The organism is Aminithiophilus ramosus, assembly GCF_018069705.1.
Taxonomy (GTDB): domain Bacteria; phylum Synergistota; class Synergistia; order Synergistales; family Aminithiophilaceae; genus Aminithiophilus; species Aminithiophilus ramosus.
In genome coordinates this window covers 3,068,077-3,084,356 of the sequence record NZ_CP072943.1, presented here as the reverse complement: position 1 = coordinate 3,084,356, position 16,280 = coordinate 3,068,077, and the positions used below count along the sequence as shown (strand labels likewise).

Genomic DNA, 16,280 nt, shown 5'->3' with positions numbered 1-16,280 from the left:
TGCGGGACCCCGCCGGACCGTCAGGCGAGGAGGATCTCGCGGAGAGCCCGGGCGTCGACGAAGCGGATCGCCCCCTCGGAAAGACCCAGAATCCGCTCGATGGCCCTGTTGTAGAGGGCCACTTTCTCCAACAGGCGGTCGACGTTTTCCGGGTGTTCGTCGACGGAGAGGATGAGGGGGGCCATGGCGTCGCTCAGGCCGTTCCCCATCTGGAAAATCAGCTCCGCCGTCCCGGCGGGGTCACCGATGTGGAAAAGCCCCTCCTCCTTTCCCTGCTTCAGCACGGGTCCCACGAGGGCCGCCCCCCGCTCGGCCGTCCAGCTCATCAGCTTGTGCCGCAGCAGGACGCTCTCCTCTCTCCAGAAGGCTCGCACCATCATCTGCATCGCCTGGCGGTTGCGGGCCTTCCACTGTCCCGAGGCCTCGAAGATGCGGTTCAGCTTGGACAGACCGTCCCCCTCTCCCTCGGCGATGGCGGCGATGAGGGCGTAGACGGGCTCGGTCAGCTCCTTCGTCAGTTCGTTGAGCAGCGATTCCTTCGAGTCGAAATGGTAGTAGAAAGTCCCCTTCGACGCTCCCGCCTCTTCAATGATGGCGTCGACGGAGGTTCCCTCGTAGCCCCGCTCGAAAAACAGGGCCCGCGCCGCGGCCAGAATGTCGGCCCGTTTCTCGCTTTCCTTCCTGTCTCCCATGATCGTTCCCTCCTTGTAGACTACTAGTCTAGACTGTAAGTCTATTATTCCCCCCGTCGCCGTCGCCGTCAAGGGCCGTCGCCTCGACAAAAGCTGGAGCGGGGGGATAGAGGCCGTTTCCCTTCTGCTTCAGTTGTGGTATAGTCCACATGATGACTAGACAACATTCGGGAGGAACAATCATGCCCAGACTGGACAGGGAAAGCCCCGTTCCGCTCTACTACCAGCTCAAGGAGGTCCTTCAGGCCTTGATCGACGACGGCGCCCTGGCGCCGGGCGATCCCGTCCCCTCCGAGCGCGACATCTGCGAGCGTTTCTCCATCAGCCGCATGACGGCCAGCAAGGCCGTCTCGGCCCTCGTCGACGAGGGCGTCCTCTACCGGGAGAAGGGGCGGGGGACCTTCGTGGCCTCTCCCAAGCCCACCTGCACCTCGTCGTGCCTGACGGGCTTTTCCGACAACATCAGGGCCGCCGGCCTCGAGGCCCGGACGGCGATTCTCTCCTTCGCCGAGGAGGAGGCCTCCAGGACGATCGGTGAGGCCCTTCTCCTTTCCCCCCAGGAGAGGACGGTCTTCAACATCCTCCGCCTGCGCTACGTCGAGGGCGAGCCCTTCTCCCTCGAAAACGCCTGGGTGCCCCGCTGCCGTTTTCCCTCCCTCTCCCGCGAGCTTCTGGAGGGGCGTTCCCTCTACGTGCTGATGAGGGAACACTTCGCCATGAGGCTCTCCCACGCCCGTCAGACCATCGAGCCCGTCCTCTGCTCCGACTTCGAGGCCGCCCAGCTCGATCTCGAACCGGCCACGCCCGTCCTCCTCTTCCGGCGCGTGGCCTACGCCGAGCCCGAGACGCCCGTGGAGTACTCCAAGTGCGTCTACCGGGGCAAACGCTTCAGGTACGAAATCTCTTTCGGAATCTAGTTCCACGGGGAAGGCGCTCTTCCCCATCTCGCTATCAGGAGGGTGTTCGATATGCTTGGAGGGTTGCAGAAACTGGGCAAGGCGTTGATGCTTCCGGTGGCCGTTCTTCCGGCGGCGGCGTTGCTTCTCCGGCTCGGGGCGGGAGACGTCCTGGACATTCCCTTCGTCATGCAGGCGGGGGCGGCTATTTTCGACAATCTGGCCCTTCTTTTCGCCATCGGCGTCGCCGTGGGACTGGCCTTCGACGGAGGCGGAGCGGCCGCCCTGGCCGGGGCCGTGGGCTACCTGACCCTGACGAAGGCCATCGTCACCATCAACGAGACGGTCAACATGGGCGTCCTGGCCGGCATCCTCTCCGGCGTCGTGGCCGGTCTGCTCTACAACCGCTATCACGACATCAGGCTCCCCGACTTTCTCGGCTTCTTCGGCGGCAAGCGCTTCGTCCCCATTGCCGCCTCGGCGGCCAGCATCGTCATGGCCCTCGTCCTGGGTTACGTCTGGCCTCCCATCCAGAGCGTCATTCATGGCGTGGGGGAGTGGATCATCGGCGCGGGGCTGCTGGGCGCCTTTGTCTTCGGGACGCTGAACCGCCTTCTCATTCCCCTGGGCCTGCACCATGTCCTCAACAGCCTCGTCTGGTTCGTCTTCGGCGAGTACGGCGACGCGACGGGCAAGATCGTCACGGGCGACCTGCACCGCTTCTTCGCCGGCGACCCCACGGCGGGGACCTTCATGACGGGATTCTTCCCCATCATGATGTTCGCCCTGCCCGCCGCGGCCCTGGCCATGTACAGCACCTCGCGCCGCGAGAACCGCAAGGCCGTGGCCGGCATCCTTCTCAGCGTGGCCCTCACCTCCTTCCTGACGGGCATCACCGAGCCCATCGAGTTCGCCTTCATGTTCCTCGCCCCCGTCCTCTACGTGGCCCACTCCCTTCTCTCCGGCGCCGCCCTGGCCCTCTGCTCTCTCCTGGGTGTCCACCACGGATTCGGCTTTTCGGCGGGCGCCATCGACTACGTCCTCAACTACGGCCTCTCGACGAAGGGGTGGATGATCGTCCCCATCGGCCTTGCCTTCGCCGCCGTCTACTACTTCCTTTTCGTCTTCATCATCCGGGCCATGGATCTCCCCACGCCGGGTCGCGAGGCCGAGGCGACGGGCGCCACGGCCCAGGCCCTCTCGACGGCCGATATGGCCCGCTTGGCCGGATCGTACGTCGAGACGCTGGGCGGCCGGGACAATCTCGTCCAGATCGACGCCTGCATCACCCGTCTCCGCCTGGTCCTCCGGGACGGCTCGGCCGTCGACGAAGCGCGCGTCAAGGCCCTGGGGGCCACGGGAATCATCAGGCCCAACGCCACGACGATGCAGGTCGTCATCGGCACGAAGGCGGAGATCCTGGCCGACGCCATGAGGCGCCACCTGAAAAAATAGGCCCCGCCGACGGCGAAGGCCGACGCCCCGTCCGGCCCCGCGATTTCGCGGGGCCGGACGGGGCGCAGGACGAAGGCATTGCTGAAGGGGAGGTGCTCCGTGAAGATCATCAGGGGCGGCAGGATCGTCGCCGGCAGGACCTGGATCGAGGGAAAGGCCCTCCTCGTCGACGAGGCGAGCGAGCGTCTCGTCGCCCTGGGCGACGAGACGGCCTTTCCCCGGGACGCGGAGGTCGTCGACGGAGGCGGCCACTGGATCGTGCCGGGCTTCATCGACGTCCACGTCCACGGCGCCTGCGGCGTCGACACCATGGACGGCAACTCCTCCTCGCTGGAGGCCATCGCCGAGGGGCTGGCGGCCCACGGCGTGACGGCCTTCTGTCCCACGACGATGACCATGGACGAAGGCCACATCGTGGCGGCCCTCGACGGCGTGCGATCGGTCCTCTCCCGCAGGGGACGGGGCGCGCGCGTGCTCGGCGCCCATCTCGAGGGGCCCTACATCAGCCGCCGTCGCCTGGGGGCGCAGGACGGCACCTTCCTGCGCCGTCCCGACCCCGATTTCGTCGCCGCCCACGGCGACGTGCTCCGTCTCGTGACCTTCGCTCCCGAAGAGGACGAGGGAGGGCGGTTCCTGGCGGCCCTCCGCGACGAAGGGATCGTCGCCTCCCTGGGCCATTCGGTGGCCACCTACGAGCAGGCCATGGAGGCCTTCCGCCAGGGGGCCCGGAGCGTGACCCATCTTTTCAACGGCATGGAACCCTTCCATCACCGCGCCCCGGGCCTGGTCGGGGCGGCCCTCGACGGCGACGTCTTCTGCGAGCTCATCGCCGACGGCGTCCACAGCCACAGGGCCCTTTTCCGCCTCGTCCTCAAGCTCAAGGGCCTCGATCGGCTCGTCCTCGTCTCCGACGCCATGCGAGGCGCCTGCCTCGGCGAGGGGGAGTGGGACCTGGGCGGCCAGAGGGTCCACGTCGACGGCTCCGCGGCGACCCTTCGTGACGGGACTCTGGCCGGGAGCGTCCTCACCCTCGATAGAGCCCTGCGCAATGTGGCCGCCGAGACGGGCCTTCCCCTCTGGGAGGCGGTCCGTCTCGTCTCGACCAACGCCGCCGCCCTCCTCGGAGAGAGGGATCGGGGGCGGATCGAGCCGGGCTGTCGGGCCGATCTCGTCTTTCTCGACGAGGCCTGGCAGGTGAAAAAAACCTTCGTTGGAGGAAAGGAGGTCTTCGACAGCCATGCGCGTCGTGACTGCCCGAGACTATGATCAGATGAGCCGCAAGGCCTCCTACATCGTGGCCAGCCGGGTCATCCTGAACCCCAAGTGCGTCCTGGGCCTCGCCACGGGTGACACGCCCAAGGGGCTCTACCGCGAACTGGCCTTTCTCTTCCGGGCCGGAGACGTCGATTTCTCGGGCGTCACCACCTTCAATCTCGACGAATACGTGGGGCTGGCGCCCGACCATCCCAACAGCTACCAGAGCTACATGAGGGAGCACTTCTTCCGCTTCGTCAACGTCTCTCCCGGCAGGCGCCACATCCCCGACGGGACGGTGCCGGACCTGGCTGCCGAGTGCCGCCGCTACGAGGCGGCCATCGAGAGGGCCGGAGGCATCGACCTGCAGATCCTGGGCCTGGGGCGCGACGGTCACATCGGCTTCAACGAGCCCGACGTGAAGTTCGAAACGGGGACCCATGTCGTGACGCTCGCCGAGAGCACCCTCGAGGCCAACGCCCGCTTCTTCGCCCACGCCGGCGACGTCCCCCGGAGCGCCATCAGCATGGGCATCCGGACCATCATGAGCGCCCGGCGGATCCTCCTCCTCGCCGCGGGGGCCGAGAAGGCCGAGGCCATCAGGGGAGCCGTCCTGGGCGCCGTCACGCCCGACCTGCCCGCCTCGGTCCTCCAGCTCCACCCCAACGTCACCGTCATCGTCGACGAGGCGGCGGCGAGAACGCTCTGAAGAGGATCTTGACGATAACGAGAAAGAGGAGATGGCCATGGCACGACGCATGCTCGACGCGCAGACGTCCCACCTGGCGGCCATGACGGGACGGGAGCTTCTCGAAAGCTTCCGCGCCGCCGAGGGACGGACCCTCGTCGCCGAAATCATCGCCCCGGCGCCGCCCCTTCTGGGCGACGTCACCAACGCCGAACTGGCCCGGGCCTTCGGCGCCGACCTGATCCTCCTCAACATGTTCGACGTCGAGCGCCCCCGCATCGAGGGGCTCCCGTCGGGCGACGACGACTTCTTCCTCCGTACCTACCCCGACGGGTCGGTCCTGGGCGGGCCCGTCCGGATAGGTGCGATTCGGGAGCTCAAGGTCCTCGTCGGCCGTCCCGTCGCCGTCAATCTCGAACCCGTCGACGACGACGAGGTCGTCCTCTCCATGAGGGCCCCCGTGCCCCCGGGACGGCGGGCCACGGCGGAATCGGCCCTCGAGGCCAAAGAGCAGGGCGCCTCCATGATCGTCCTCACGGGCAACCCCGCCACGGGCGTCACGACGGCGGCCATCACCGGAGCCCTCGGAACCCTCCGGAAGGCCGTCGGGCCCGACCTGATCCTGGCGGCGGGCAAGATGCACGGGGCCGGATCGTCGCGCGACGCGGCCTCTCCCCTCGTCGACGAGGGGACGATCGAGGCCTGGGTCGGCTCCGGAGCGGACATCGTCCTCCTCCCCGCTCCGGGGACCGTTCCGGGCCTTTCCGTCGATGCCGTCCGGTCGCGCGTCGACGCCGTCCACGGAAGGGGAGCCCTGGCCATGACGACGATCGGCACCTCCCAGGAGGGCTCCGACGAGGCGACAATCCGCCAGATCGCCCTCTGGGCCAAAAGCTGCGGCGCCGATCTTCACCACATCGGCGATTCGGGCTACCCCGGTATCGCCGTGCCCGAAAACATCCTGGCCTACTCCGTGGCCATCCGAGGGCGGCGTCACGCCTGGCGACGCATGGCGTCGTCCCTGGCGAGGTAGCCGTGTTCGGCATTGGCGCCAGGCGCCTCAGGATCATGGCGCCTCTGTCGGGGCAGATCGTCTCCCTCGACGACGTGCCCGATCCCGTCTTCTCCGCCCGCCTCGTCGGCGACGGCGTCGCCATCGATCCCGACGGCGACGGTCTCGTCGTCGCCCCCTGCGACGGCGAGCTCGTCGTCCTCTTCCCGACGGGACACGCCTTCGGCATCAAAAGCCCCGAAGGGGTGGAGATCCTCGTCCACATCGGCATCGAGACCGTGTCGCTCCGGGGAGAGGGTTTCACCTGTCTGGCCTCACGGGGCGACTTTCTGAAGGCGGGAGACCCCGTCGTCCGCTTCGAAAGGGAGGCCCTGGCCCGGGCCGTCTCGCGTCTCTCGCCCGTCGTCGTCACGGCCGGGGCCCGCTCCTTCGAGGCCGTCGACGGATCTGTCCGGGCAGGCCGGGACCTGCTTCTCACCGTGACGCGCTCCTGAGGGCGTCGCCGCTCTCCAGGGGCTCCGGTGCCTTTGCGCATAGGACCCCGGAGATTTAGGGCCCGCAAAAACGTCCTCTTCAGTCTCTACGGGGTATCATAGGGGAAGGGCGGTCGCCGGGGTCGAGGTCGCGTACAGGTACAGAAAGGAGGGGGCTTTGATGGGAGACAAGGACCGGGCCTTCCGCAACTTTCTGAGCGACAAAGTCCTCTTTTTCCAGTTTCTGAGGCGCTTTCTCCGCTTCGGGACGCTGGAGGGAGTGGGCCTGGAGGACATCGAACTGGAGAACGTCTCCTTCATCTCCCAGGAACTCGTCGCGCGGGAATCGGACGTCCTCTACCGGATCCGCCGCGGAGGGAAGGAGACCTACATCTACATCCTCGTCGAGCACCAATCGAGCGTGGACCACCTCATGCCCTTCCGCCTGCTGGCCTACATGGTGCGCATCTGGGAGCGCTGCGTGGAAGAGGCGGGGTCGAAATCGAGGAGGAAGAGCTACCTGCTGCCGCCCGTCATCCCCGTGGTCTTCTACGACGGAATGCAGAAATGGACGGTGGCGTCGACCTTCGTCGAGAAGGTCGAAAACGGGGATGCCTTCGCGGGATTCGTGCCCAACTTCAGCTACCACCTCATGGTCCTGGGCAAGCGGACGTCGGAGGAGCTCCTGGCCTTCCGGGACGCGCTGGGAGGTCTGCTCTACCTGGCCAACCCGTCGAAGGAAGAGGACCTGTCCATGACGGTGCGTCGTCTGCTGGAGTACCGCAAGCTCCTTCCGCCGGAGGAGCGTGAGATCCTGTCGCGCCACTTCGCGGGCTACCTGACGATCCTGGCGAAGCGTGAGGGAGTGGACCTGAGCGGAATGGCCGAAGAAATCGCGAGCGAAGAGGAGGCGGAGAAGATGGTGACCTACGTGCAGCGCGAGATCAGGAAGATCAGGAAGGAAGGCCGCCTGGAAGGCCGCGAGGAGGGCCGTCAGGAGGGTCGTATGGAAGGCCGCCAGGAGGGCCGTCAGGAGGGCCGTCAGGAAGGCCGTATGGAAGGTCGTCAGGAAGGCCGTCGCGAGGCGATGCTTGAAAGCGCCCGGAAGATGCTCTCCCGCGGCTTCGACGCCGCCCAGGTGGCCGACGTCCTCGACCTTCCCCTGGAGCAGGTGCGTGCCCTGGCGGAATCGGAGGGGGAAAAGGGCTGACCCCGAGGGCTTTTCCGGAGCCCCTCTGAGAACAACTTCGCCCCTTCCGGGAGCGCGGCCTGACGGTGTGAAGAGGGCGGTGACGCGCTCCCGAGGTATGTGAAGACGCCCGAGAGGCCCCCTGGAGGGGCCTCTCGGGCCAGAGGACGAAACGGCGAAGGACGACTCAGTCGACGATCAGGGCCCGGGCCAGGTCGTCGGCCGCGTCCTGTCCCGCCAGGAGCGCGACGAGGGCCAGGGCGAAGTCCATGGCCACGCCGGGCCCGGCTGCCGTGACGAGGTCGGGTTCGACGCAGAGCCGTTCGTTGGTCCTGTGGGCCTCGTCGAGCCGATCGCGGAAGGAGGGGTAGGTCGCCACGGCCCCCCGGCCCTCCAGGAGCCCCAGGCCGCCGAGGACGACGGCGGGGGCGGCGCAGATCGCCCCCAGGGGATGTCGGGCCCCGACGTGGCGGCGCAGCAGCTTTTCCAGCGTCGGCGAGGCGGCCAGATGAGACGCCCCGGGCATGCCTCCGGGGAGAACGACGAGGTCGAAGTCCCTTTCCCGGCATTCTTCGAGCCTCGTGTCGGCCTTAAGGGTGAGGCCGTGGGCCCCCTCGACGGCGAGATCGCCCAGAGAGGCCGTGATCACCTCCGCTTTGGCCCGGCGGAGCACGTCGATGACCGTTACGGCCTCGATCTCCTCGAACCCCTGGGCCAGCGGAACAAGGACGGTTCGTTTCATTTTCCCTGCCTCCTTTCGGTCCTCTCCGGTCCGGTGGAGCGGGTACAGATCCCCGACCTGCCGGGGGAGAAAAACCCTCTATAATGTCATTGTAAGCGATCCGCTCGCCTGTCCGGTCCGCCTCGTCAGGGCTCGGTCGATCATCGGCCGGTTCCGTCGTCTCGGCTCCGGGCCGCCGGTGCGAAGGGAACGTCCCCTTCGCGCGATCCCTCCTGATCCGCTCGTGACCCTCTCGCAAAGGCCGGTGATCGACATGGTTCTCGAAACGCAACGTCTCCGCATCCGTCCCCTCGTCCCCGACGACGCTCCCTTCATCCTCGCCCTTCTCAACGATCCCTCCTTTTTGGAGTTCATCGGCGACAAGGGAGTGAGGACCCTTGACGGGGCCCGGACCTATATCGCAGAGGGGCCCATGGAGAGCCGCAGGACGCGGGGATTCGCCCTCGACCTCGTCGAGGAGAGGCTTTCCGGCGAGCCCCTGGGCATCTGCGGCCTCGTCAAACGCCCCGCCCTGGACGACGTCGACGTGGGCTACGCCTTCCTGCCCGCCTTTCACGGCAGAGGCTACGCCGTCGAGGCCGTCGGGGCCGTCGTCGTCGACAGCCGTCGCCTGGGGCTGAAACGCCTGGCCGCCGTCGTCAACGGCGCCAACGGGCGCTCCCTCTCCCTTCTGCGCAAGCTGGGCTTCCGCCGCGAGGGGAAAATCCGCCTCGGCGAGGGCGAGGCCGAGGTGGAGCTCTACCTTTTCGACTTTTAGCCGAAGAGGCACAAAGGAAAGAGGCCTCCGGCTTTGGCCGGGGGCCTCTTTCCTTTGTGCCGGAGGGGCCGTGAAAAGCTTCGTTTTCGTCTGAACAGGGGAGGACTTCGAAAAGGGAAGGGCGGGATATCGTCCCGACCAAGGAGTTTTGAGGCGGGAAGGCCTTTTTTTGTATGCAATTGTCCTCTCTGATGGGTTTCCCTGGTTCAAGTTGCGACATTGTGGAGAATTGACCTGCGAGGCCCTTTTGTGTAGTTTATAAAAACATATATGTTTTGATTTATTTGAAAACGAAAGAAAGGAGGGTCATGCCGTGGAAGAACAGAGACGACGAGTGGCCGATTTCATCAGCGCAAAAAAGGAGCTATTTATCGCCGCGAGCGATTGGATTGCGGCGAATCCCGAACTGGGGTGCGAAGAGTATAGAGCGAGTCGCCTCTGGGTGGATCTTCTGCGGGAACAGGGTTTTCGCCTGGTTTTTCCCTACGGCGGGTACGAGACGGCTTTCTGTGCCGAGGCAGGAGGGAGCGAGGGGCCTCTCGTGGTTTTTCTTGCGGAGTACGATGCCCTTCCCGATGTGGGGCATGGCTGCGGTCACAACTGGAGCGGCGCCCTTTCGGTTCTGGCCGGGTCCGCGCTGGCCTCGCTTTTTCCCGCGCTGCCGGGGCGGGTGCGCGTCGTGGGGACACCTGCGGAGGAAACGGTCGGGGCCAAGATTGACATGGCCCATGCGGGGCTTTTCGACGATGTGGACCTCGCCGTGATGATTCACGCCGAATCGGCCCGCACGAAAGTGGTCTGTAAGTGTCTCGCCATGGAAGGTGTGGCCTTTCGCTTCCAGGGCAGATCCGCCCATGCCGCGGCCGCTCCCTGGGAGGGACGGAACGCCCTCAACGGTCTCCATCTCTTTTTTCACGCCCTGGACATGCTCCGTCAGCATCTCCGTCCCGAGGTCCGCATGCACGGTATCGTCACTTCAGGGGGGGCTGCTCCGAACGTCGTCCCCGAAAGCGCCGAAGGGCGTTTTTATTTCCGGGCTCCCCGAAGGGCCGAAGTCGAGGCCCTCGTCAGGCAGGTCCGAAAGTGTGCCTGCGGGGCTGCCCTCGCCACGGGAACGACCGTCACCTGGTGGACGTACGAAAAGCCCATGGACGACATGGTTCGCAACCCCACAGCGGAGCGTCTCATGGCGGAGTTGCTCGAAGAACGAGGTTATCCCTGCTCCGCTTCCGAAGAGGCTTCTGGATCGAGCGACGTGGGCAACGTCAGTTACCGCTGTCCCACCCTGCACCCTGAGATGGCGACCGTACGGGAGCCGCTCGTCATCCACACCCGGGAATTCGCCCGGGCCATGACCTCTCCAGCGGCTCACGCCTCTCTTCTGGCCGGAGCCGAGGCTCTCGCCCTGTGCGGCTATCGGATCCTGACGGACCGGGCGTTGCGGGAACAGGTTCGCGCCGATTTTCTCAGATTTCGAGACAAGGAGAGTGAGGACCGATGAAGGAGCACGGAAAGGAACCAGGGACAGGTCTGGAAAAAGAGGCGCGCAAACCTCTTCTGCAGAATCTCCACGTCTATGTCCTTCTCGTCGGCGTTCTTATGATGCTGACGGCCCTGACCTATGTCATTCCGGCCGGAGAATACGAGACGTTCGACGATCCCGTATCGGGGCGGACGCTGCTTCTTCCAGGATCATACCATCAGGTGGATTCCTCGCCCGTGAGCTTCTTCTCCATGGTGGGGAGCATTCAAAGGGGCATGATCGACGCTTCGGACATCATTTTCTTCATCCTCTTCGCCTATGGTTTCGTCAACGTCCTCATCGAATCGGGCACGCTTTTCGGTGCCGTAGGCGCCATGCTGCGCCGTTTCAAGGGGGTCGGCACCCTCATCATCCCCTCCTTCATGTTTCTTTTCGGCATCCTCGGTTCGACGGTGGGCATTTTCGAGGAGGTCTACGGCCTGATTCCGGCCTTCATGGGCATTTTCCTCGCCCTGGGCTATGATGGCCTCGTCGGCGGTGCCGTCGTCGTCGTCGGAGTGGCGACGGGCTTTGCCGCCGCCACTCTCAACCCCTTCACCATTGGCGTCGCTCAGAAGATCGCCCAGCTTCCCTTCGGTTCGGGGTGGCCCTTCCGAGTCGCCGTTTTCATCGCCTTTCAAAGTCTCGCCGTCTTCTACGTCATGCGCTACGCCGCCAGGGTGAAGAGAGACCCGAAACTCAGTTTCGTCGACGGCGTTGCCTTCCCCATGGGAGAAGGCGTCGACGAGGCCCAGATCCGCAGCTATCCTTTTACGGGAAGACATCGGATCAGCGCCTTCTGTCTTGTGCTCACCGTGGTCCTTGTCATCACGGGAACGACGCAATGGGGATGGTACCTGGACGAACTGGCGGCCCTTTTCATCATCATGATGGTCGTCGTCGGACGGATCAACGGCTACGGGTTCAACCGCATCGCCGAACTCTTCGTGGCGGCCGTGGGACGCGTCGCCCTGGGAGCGCTCGTCGTGGGACTCGCCCGCTCCCTCACTCTGGTCATGACCGAGGGCCGGATCATCCACACCGTTATCTACTGGGCTTCCAATGTCGTTTCGGGCCTTTCGCACAACTTCGCCGCCGTGGGCATGCTGGTGGTCCAGAACCTCCTGAATTTTTTCATTCCCTCGGGAAGCGGTCAGGCCGCAGCCTCCATGCCCATCATGGTGCCCCTCGCCGATGCCCTCGAGATCAAGCGGCAGGTGGCGGTCCTCGCCTTTCAGTTCGGAGACGGTTTCTCGAACCTCATATGGCCCACGGCAGTGGCCACGGAGTGCGGCATCATGGGCGTTCCCATCCAGCGGTGGTACCGTTTCATGGTGCCGCTTTTCCTGCTCATGTTCGTGCTTCAGGTGATTTTCATCCTCGTTGCCGTAGCCATCAATCTGGGGCCTGCATAGACGGAGAGGCGGAGGGACATGTCCACGTCCCTTCGCCTCTTTCTGTCGCAACGTCCTCCGTGGCGGCATCGGGGGCCTCACGGTCGATCGGCTGCACCCAAGGGCCGGTGAAGTTCGGCATTCCTCGCCGGCGTCGCTCCCGGCGGGCCGCCCCAAGCCTCTCCGGGAGGCGTCTGGGACGAGAGGAGCGATTCTGCGGCCAGCCCCAGTTCCAGGATGAGCCGATCATCGGCGCTTTCAAGGTTTCTCCCCGTGATCTCCTCGATTTTGCGGAGTCTGAAGGCCAGAGTCTGGCGATGAATGAAAAGTTCCTGAGAGGTGCGGATCTTGTTGAGGCTCTGAAGGTAGAGTTGCAGCGTCTCCCGTAGAGGGGCCCTGTGCTTCCTGTCGTAGTCGACAAGAGGAGCGAGGACCCTCTCGCAGAAGTGCTGCAGTTCCTCCCCGTTTCGGCAGGCCCGGAGAAGGTGCAGCGCCTCTACGTCGCGAAAGGCGGTGACGAGGGCGGGGCAGTGGAGGTGTCGCCCCAGATCGGCGGCAATGCGGGCCTCCTCGTAGCTTTTGGAAATGCCCTCCAGCTTGGCCGAAGGATAGCCGATGCCCATGAGGCAAGCGGCATCCTTCGGAAGAAGATGGCGCAGGGCCTCGACGAAGAGGCTTTTCGCGTTCCTTGCCGTGGTGGAGAAAAGGAGGACGTGTTCCCTCTCCCTGTGGCGCCAGTAGGCGGCCGGAAAGAGGGCCCGGTCTTCGGTGACGGCTTGCAGAAGGGGCGCTTCCCCGTCGGCGGGGGAGAGGGTGCGGCCGGAGAGAAAGCGAATCACACCGACCTGGTAGGTCAGATCGAGGCGAAAGCCGAGGGAGTCGGCGCGGATGCAGGTATCGGAATAACTCGCAACGCCTCGGCCTTCGAGAAGATCGTCGATGAAGGTGTCCCGCAGCCTCTCCGTCAGATGATGCGTGCTCTGTCTGCGGAGAGGGGTGGTCTCTCCTCCTTGCTCGGAGGGCAGGGCGCCCATGGCGTCGAAAAGGGCCTTGGTGATCGTGCCGAAAGTCAGTTTCGCGGGAAGACGGATCAGAGGCAGTCCCTTGTCTTCCGCCGCCTCCACGAAAGTCCCGGGAATTTCGTCGATGTAGTAACCCGGCTGGAGGGCCAATCCGGCGATGCGGCGCGAGGCCAGCTGCGAGAGGATGGCTTGAGCCGCCGTGGCGTCATCCTTCAGGCCATAGCCCGTGGAGATGAGAAATTCTCCGGGTTGGAGTTGGTCGAAGGAGTCGAGAATCTCCATGAGGTTGATCCAGGTGACCCTGTTGTCCAGGTAGTCCCTTCCCGCGACGACCTGGGCCCCCCGGAAGAGAGGGAGGGTAAGCATGGTCGAGAGTTTCAAGACGTCACCGCCTTTCCTCCGCCGGACCTCCCCGCGCCCTATCCCTGGCGGGGCTCACCGTCACCGGGTTTATCCCGCTGATGCGATGTTATCGACAGGCACTGTCGCAAGTCGCTTTTTATCCCTTGCCGGAGTCGAAAGGCGGGGCCGGACGGGGCTGAACGAAGGGGAGGATGTCCATGAGGGCTCAGAAAGGGAAGAAGACGAACCGCCTCTCGGGAGTGATTCTTGTTGGGGTCCTTCTGCTCGGAGCTGTTCCGGTCCGTGGGGGGGTGCCTCCCCGCGCCCTGTCTCCCGCCGCCCTTTCCGGAGGCGTGAGAGGCCCCGTCGATTTTGAAAGCCGACGGTGGGAGGCCTTCTTCTCCTCTCCCGGCCAGGAAAAACGTTCCGGAGAGAGGCTTTCCCTCCCTGCCCGTTTCGATCTCCGTGAGGAGGGGCGAGTCAACCCCGTCGAGCTTCAGACGCCCTCGGGGCTCTGCTGGGCCTTCTCCACCCTGGGATCTTTCGAGTCGAGCTTGCTGCCCGGCGAGGATCGAGCCTTTTCCGAGTGGCACCTCGCCTTTGCCGCCTTTTGCTCGGGAGTCTTCGAGACCTTCGCTCCGCCCGAGGAGGATGAGGTCTCTCCCGATTTCGCCGACCAAGGCGGAGATACGCTGATGAGCGTCGCTCTCCTGTCCAGGGGAGGGAGTCCCGTTGATGAGGTGGACCTTCCCTTCGGGACCGACGTGGAGGGACAGGTTCCCGAGGATTACGCTCTTCCGTCGGGGCGGAAGCTTCTTCGCGAGGCCTACTGGCTCCACCTTCTGTCGGTCCGTCCCTACCCGGAGTCGCTCGACGTGCCTGCCGCGGATCCGACACGCTACGACCGGCACGCGTTGAAGCGAATTCTCCGTGATGGCGGCGCCCTTTCCGTATGTTACCATGACGACGTCCTGAGGTACTACAACCCGGAGACGTTCGCCTACTACTGCAGTGCTCCGGACGGGCCCGAGATCGTCAATCATATGGTGATGATCGTCGGATGGGACGATGCCTTTCCCAGGGAGCGCTTTTTGGAGAGACCTCCTGAAGATGGGGCCTGGCTCGCCAAAAACAGCTATTCCAGCAACTGGGGCGATGAAGGGTATTTCTGGATATCCTATGCCGATACGAGCTTCGTCGAGGGGACGGTTTTCCGGGCGACGTCGGACGACTACGCCTCCATTTACCAGCATGACCCGTTGGGCATGACGGCCAACGTCACGGACGGCGGGGCCAGGGAGATCTGGCTCGCCAACGTCTTTCGTGCCGAAAACGAGGCGGAGATCGCTGCCGTGAGTTTCTACACCACCGATCTGGAGACGGCCTATCGGGTCTACGTCATCCCGGGCTTCGGGGGTTTCCCTCTTGCCGAGGACCTCGCTTCCCACGAGGCGGCAAGGGGAACGAAGACCTATCCCGGTTATTATCTTGTCGATCTGGACAGGGGCGTAACCCTCTCGACCGGTCCCTTCGCCGTCGTCGTGGCTCTCCACAATCCCGACTACGCGTACCCCGCCGCCGTGGAAATCCCCCTCGGCGATTGGTACAGAAAGAACGCCAAGGCATCTCCGGGCCAGAGCTACTGGAGCGCCGACGGCGTGCATTTCACCGACCTCACCGCAGCCTCTTTCGAGGGCGCGTCCTCGGCCAACGCCTGCATCAAGGCTTTTGCCAAGGGTGCGCCGGAGCCTTCGTCGACGCTTGCCGTCACGACATTCCAAACCGATGGAGCCCCTTCGGCGGAAGAGCCTGTAACCTTTTCCGCGACCGTCACGGGAGGCGTTCCGCCCTATACCTACCTCTTCGATTTCGGAGATCGGACGGTGCGGAGTGAACCGTTGCCCCATGCTTCTCATGCCTACGCCTTCGCCAAGGCCTACACGGCGCGGATCACCGTCGAAGATGGAACGGGAGCCCGCGCCGCCGCTGCTCTCCCGCTGAACGTGGCTCCTTTCGCTTCGGCCGAGCGACAGGAGGAGGGCCCTGACGGCGCCGCGGCCTTTCCGCTCTCTTTCCTCCGATGGAGCGGCGCTTCTAAAGTCGAGGGAACGATCGTTGCCGCTGAGGCGGAAGAGCCCTTCGAGGCCGACGTGAAGGTCACGCTCCTGACGGGAAAGGACGCCCTCGTCGCCAGCGGTCCGAAGGCGATCGCCATCTGTCCCGAGGCCTTCGACGAAGAGGACGGGCGTTACGATTGGGTGGACTATTACGGGAGCATCGAAGGGGAGTTCTTCTATCGGGCTGCCCGCTTGAGCCTGGAGATCACGCCGACGACGGCCTGCGGGAAGGCGGTTCTGCTGCGGGATGTGCGCTTTGTCCTCAGGGCGGAAGATCTGGGCAACGATTCGTCGCACCGTGCCATCGAGGAACTGGAAAGTCATTTCGCCTTCTTCGCCCGGAGGAGCACCGATCCCGAGGCCTTCCTCTGTCACGACTACGGGCGGAGGCGTTTTGCCCAGGCCGATTCTTCGGGAACGGTGGCCCTCTACCTCGAAGAACTGTCTATCGTCCTTCCCGGTGACGGGGAGGACGAGGAGCCCGGCGTGGTCGTGAGCGAGGAGGACGATCGTTACGTCCTGACTCTCGACGTCTGGGAAAAATGCGAGGGACCTCTCGTTGAGGGAAGCTCTTCCGGCTGTGCCCTTGGGACCGGCTCCGTCGGCGCGTCGGCCCTTGTCGTCGGCGTCCCTCTGGTGGTTCTGGCGCGGAGAAGGTTTCGCCGCTGACGACGTTGCTTCTTTCGAGCCCCGGCCCCGTTCTTTTCCAAAACCTCCAAGAAAGG

At 64.8% G+C, this 16,280-nt stretch carries 14 protein-coding genes; 11 read left to right on the top strand and 3 right to left on the bottom strand.

Features of this window, described 5'->3' with window-relative positions; translation table 11 throughout:
- Positions 1–20: 20 nt before the first annotated feature.
- Positions 21–692 carry a TetR/AcrR family transcriptional regulator gene (locus tag KAR29_RS13900; protein ID WP_274373592.1) on the bottom strand — a complete coding sequence of 224 codons (672 nt, stop codon included), beginning with the start codon at positions 690–692 and terminating at the stop codon, positions 21–23.
- Positions 693–874: 182 nt separating this feature from the next.
- Here KAR29_RS13900 and KAR29_RS13895 point away from each other — a divergent pair, with 182 nt between their 5' ends.
- The 7 genes from KAR29_RS13895 (at position 875) to KAR29_RS13865 (ending at position 7,680) form a co-directional block, all read left to right on the top strand.
- Positions 875–1,609, top strand: coding sequence for a GntR family transcriptional regulator (locus KAR29_RS13895; protein ID WP_274373591.1), 735 nt, complete (start codon positions 875–877; stop codon positions 1,607–1,609).
- 51 nt (positions 1,610–1,660) lie between these two features.
- Entirely contained in the window at positions 1,661–3,043 is a 1,383-nt protein-coding gene (nagE, locus tag KAR29_RS13890; protein ID WP_274373590.1) for an N-acetylglucosamine-specific PTS transporter subunit IIBC, read from the top strand.
- A gap of 99 nt (positions 3,044–3,142) precedes the next feature.
- Complete coding sequence (gene nagA, locus KAR29_RS13885; protein WP_274373589.1) at positions 3,143–4,309, top strand: N-acetylglucosamine-6-phosphate deacetylase; 1,167 nt, start codon at positions 3,143–3,145, stop codon at positions 4,307–4,309.
- Positions 4,281–5,006 (top strand): glucosamine-6-phosphate deaminase, encoded by a 726-nt coding sequence (nagB, locus tag KAR29_RS13880; RefSeq protein ID WP_274373588.1) that lies wholly within the window; start codon positions 4,281–4,283, stop codon positions 5,004–5,006. Before nagA ends, nagB begins: the two co-directional genes overlap by 29 nt.
- Positions 5,007–5,043: 37 nt before the next feature.
- Positions 5,044–6,018: a DUF7916 family protein gene (locus tag KAR29_RS13875; RefSeq protein ID WP_274373587.1), complete on the top strand. Its 975-nt coding sequence runs from the start codon at positions 5,044–5,046 to the stop codon at positions 6,016–6,018.
- A 2-nt stretch (positions 6,019–6,020) separates the two neighbouring features.
- Complete coding sequence (locus KAR29_RS13870) at positions 6,021–6,491, top strand: PTS sugar transporter subunit IIA (RefSeq protein WP_274373586.1); 471 nt, start codon at positions 6,021–6,023, stop codon at positions 6,489–6,491.
- 160 nt (positions 6,492–6,651) lie between these two features.
- The gene (locus KAR29_RS13865; protein WP_274373585.1) at positions 6,652–7,680 is read left to right on the top strand and encodes an Rpn family recombination-promoting nuclease/putative transposase; all 1,029 of its coding nucleotides are present in this window, start codon (positions 6,652–6,654) and stop codon (positions 7,678–7,680) included.
- A 166-nt stretch (positions 7,681–7,846) separates the two neighbouring features.
- Here the strand turns inward: KAR29_RS13865 and KAR29_RS13860 are convergent, their stop codons facing one another.
- Entirely contained in the window at positions 7,847–8,401 is a 555-nt protein-coding gene (locus tag KAR29_RS13860; protein WP_274373584.1) for a DJ-1 family glyoxalase III, read from the bottom strand.
- Between the two features lie 223 nt (positions 8,402–8,624).
- On the opposite strand from KAR29_RS13860, the gene KAR29_RS13855 reads away from it, so the two are divergent.
- The 3 genes from KAR29_RS13855 (at position 8,625) to KAR29_RS13845 (ending at position 12,095) form a co-directional block, all read left to right on the top strand.
- Positions 8,625–9,158: a GNAT family N-acetyltransferase gene (locus tag KAR29_RS13855; RefSeq protein WP_274373583.1), complete on the top strand. Its 534-nt coding sequence runs from the start codon at positions 8,625–8,627 to the stop codon at positions 9,156–9,158.
- Between the two features lie 313 nt (positions 9,159–9,471).
- On the top strand, positions 9,472–10,659 hold the full coding sequence (locus tag KAR29_RS13850; protein WP_274373582.1) for an amidohydrolase: 1,188 nt from the start codon (positions 9,472–9,474) through the stop codon (positions 10,657–10,659).
- Positions 10,656–12,095, top strand: coding sequence for a YfcC family protein (locus KAR29_RS13845; RefSeq protein WP_274373581.1), 1,440 nt, complete (start codon positions 10,656–10,658; stop codon positions 12,093–12,095). Before KAR29_RS13850 ends, KAR29_RS13845 begins: the two co-directional genes overlap by 4 nt.
- 77 nt (positions 12,096–12,172) lie before the next feature.
- Here KAR29_RS13845 and KAR29_RS13840 read toward each other — a convergent pair whose 3' ends face one another.
- Complete coding sequence (locus KAR29_RS13840) at positions 12,173–13,477, bottom strand: PucR family transcriptional regulator (RefSeq protein ID WP_274373580.1); 1,305 nt, start codon at positions 13,475–13,477, stop codon at positions 12,173–12,175.
- A gap of 179 nt (positions 13,478–13,656) precedes the next feature.
- Here KAR29_RS13840 and KAR29_RS13835 point away from each other — a divergent pair, with 179 nt between their 5' ends.
- Positions 13,657–16,224, top strand: coding sequence for a lectin like domain-containing protein (locus KAR29_RS13835; RefSeq protein ID WP_274373579.1), 2,568 nt, complete (start codon positions 13,657–13,659; stop codon positions 16,222–16,224).
- Positions 16,225–16,280 lie beyond the last annotated feature (56 nt).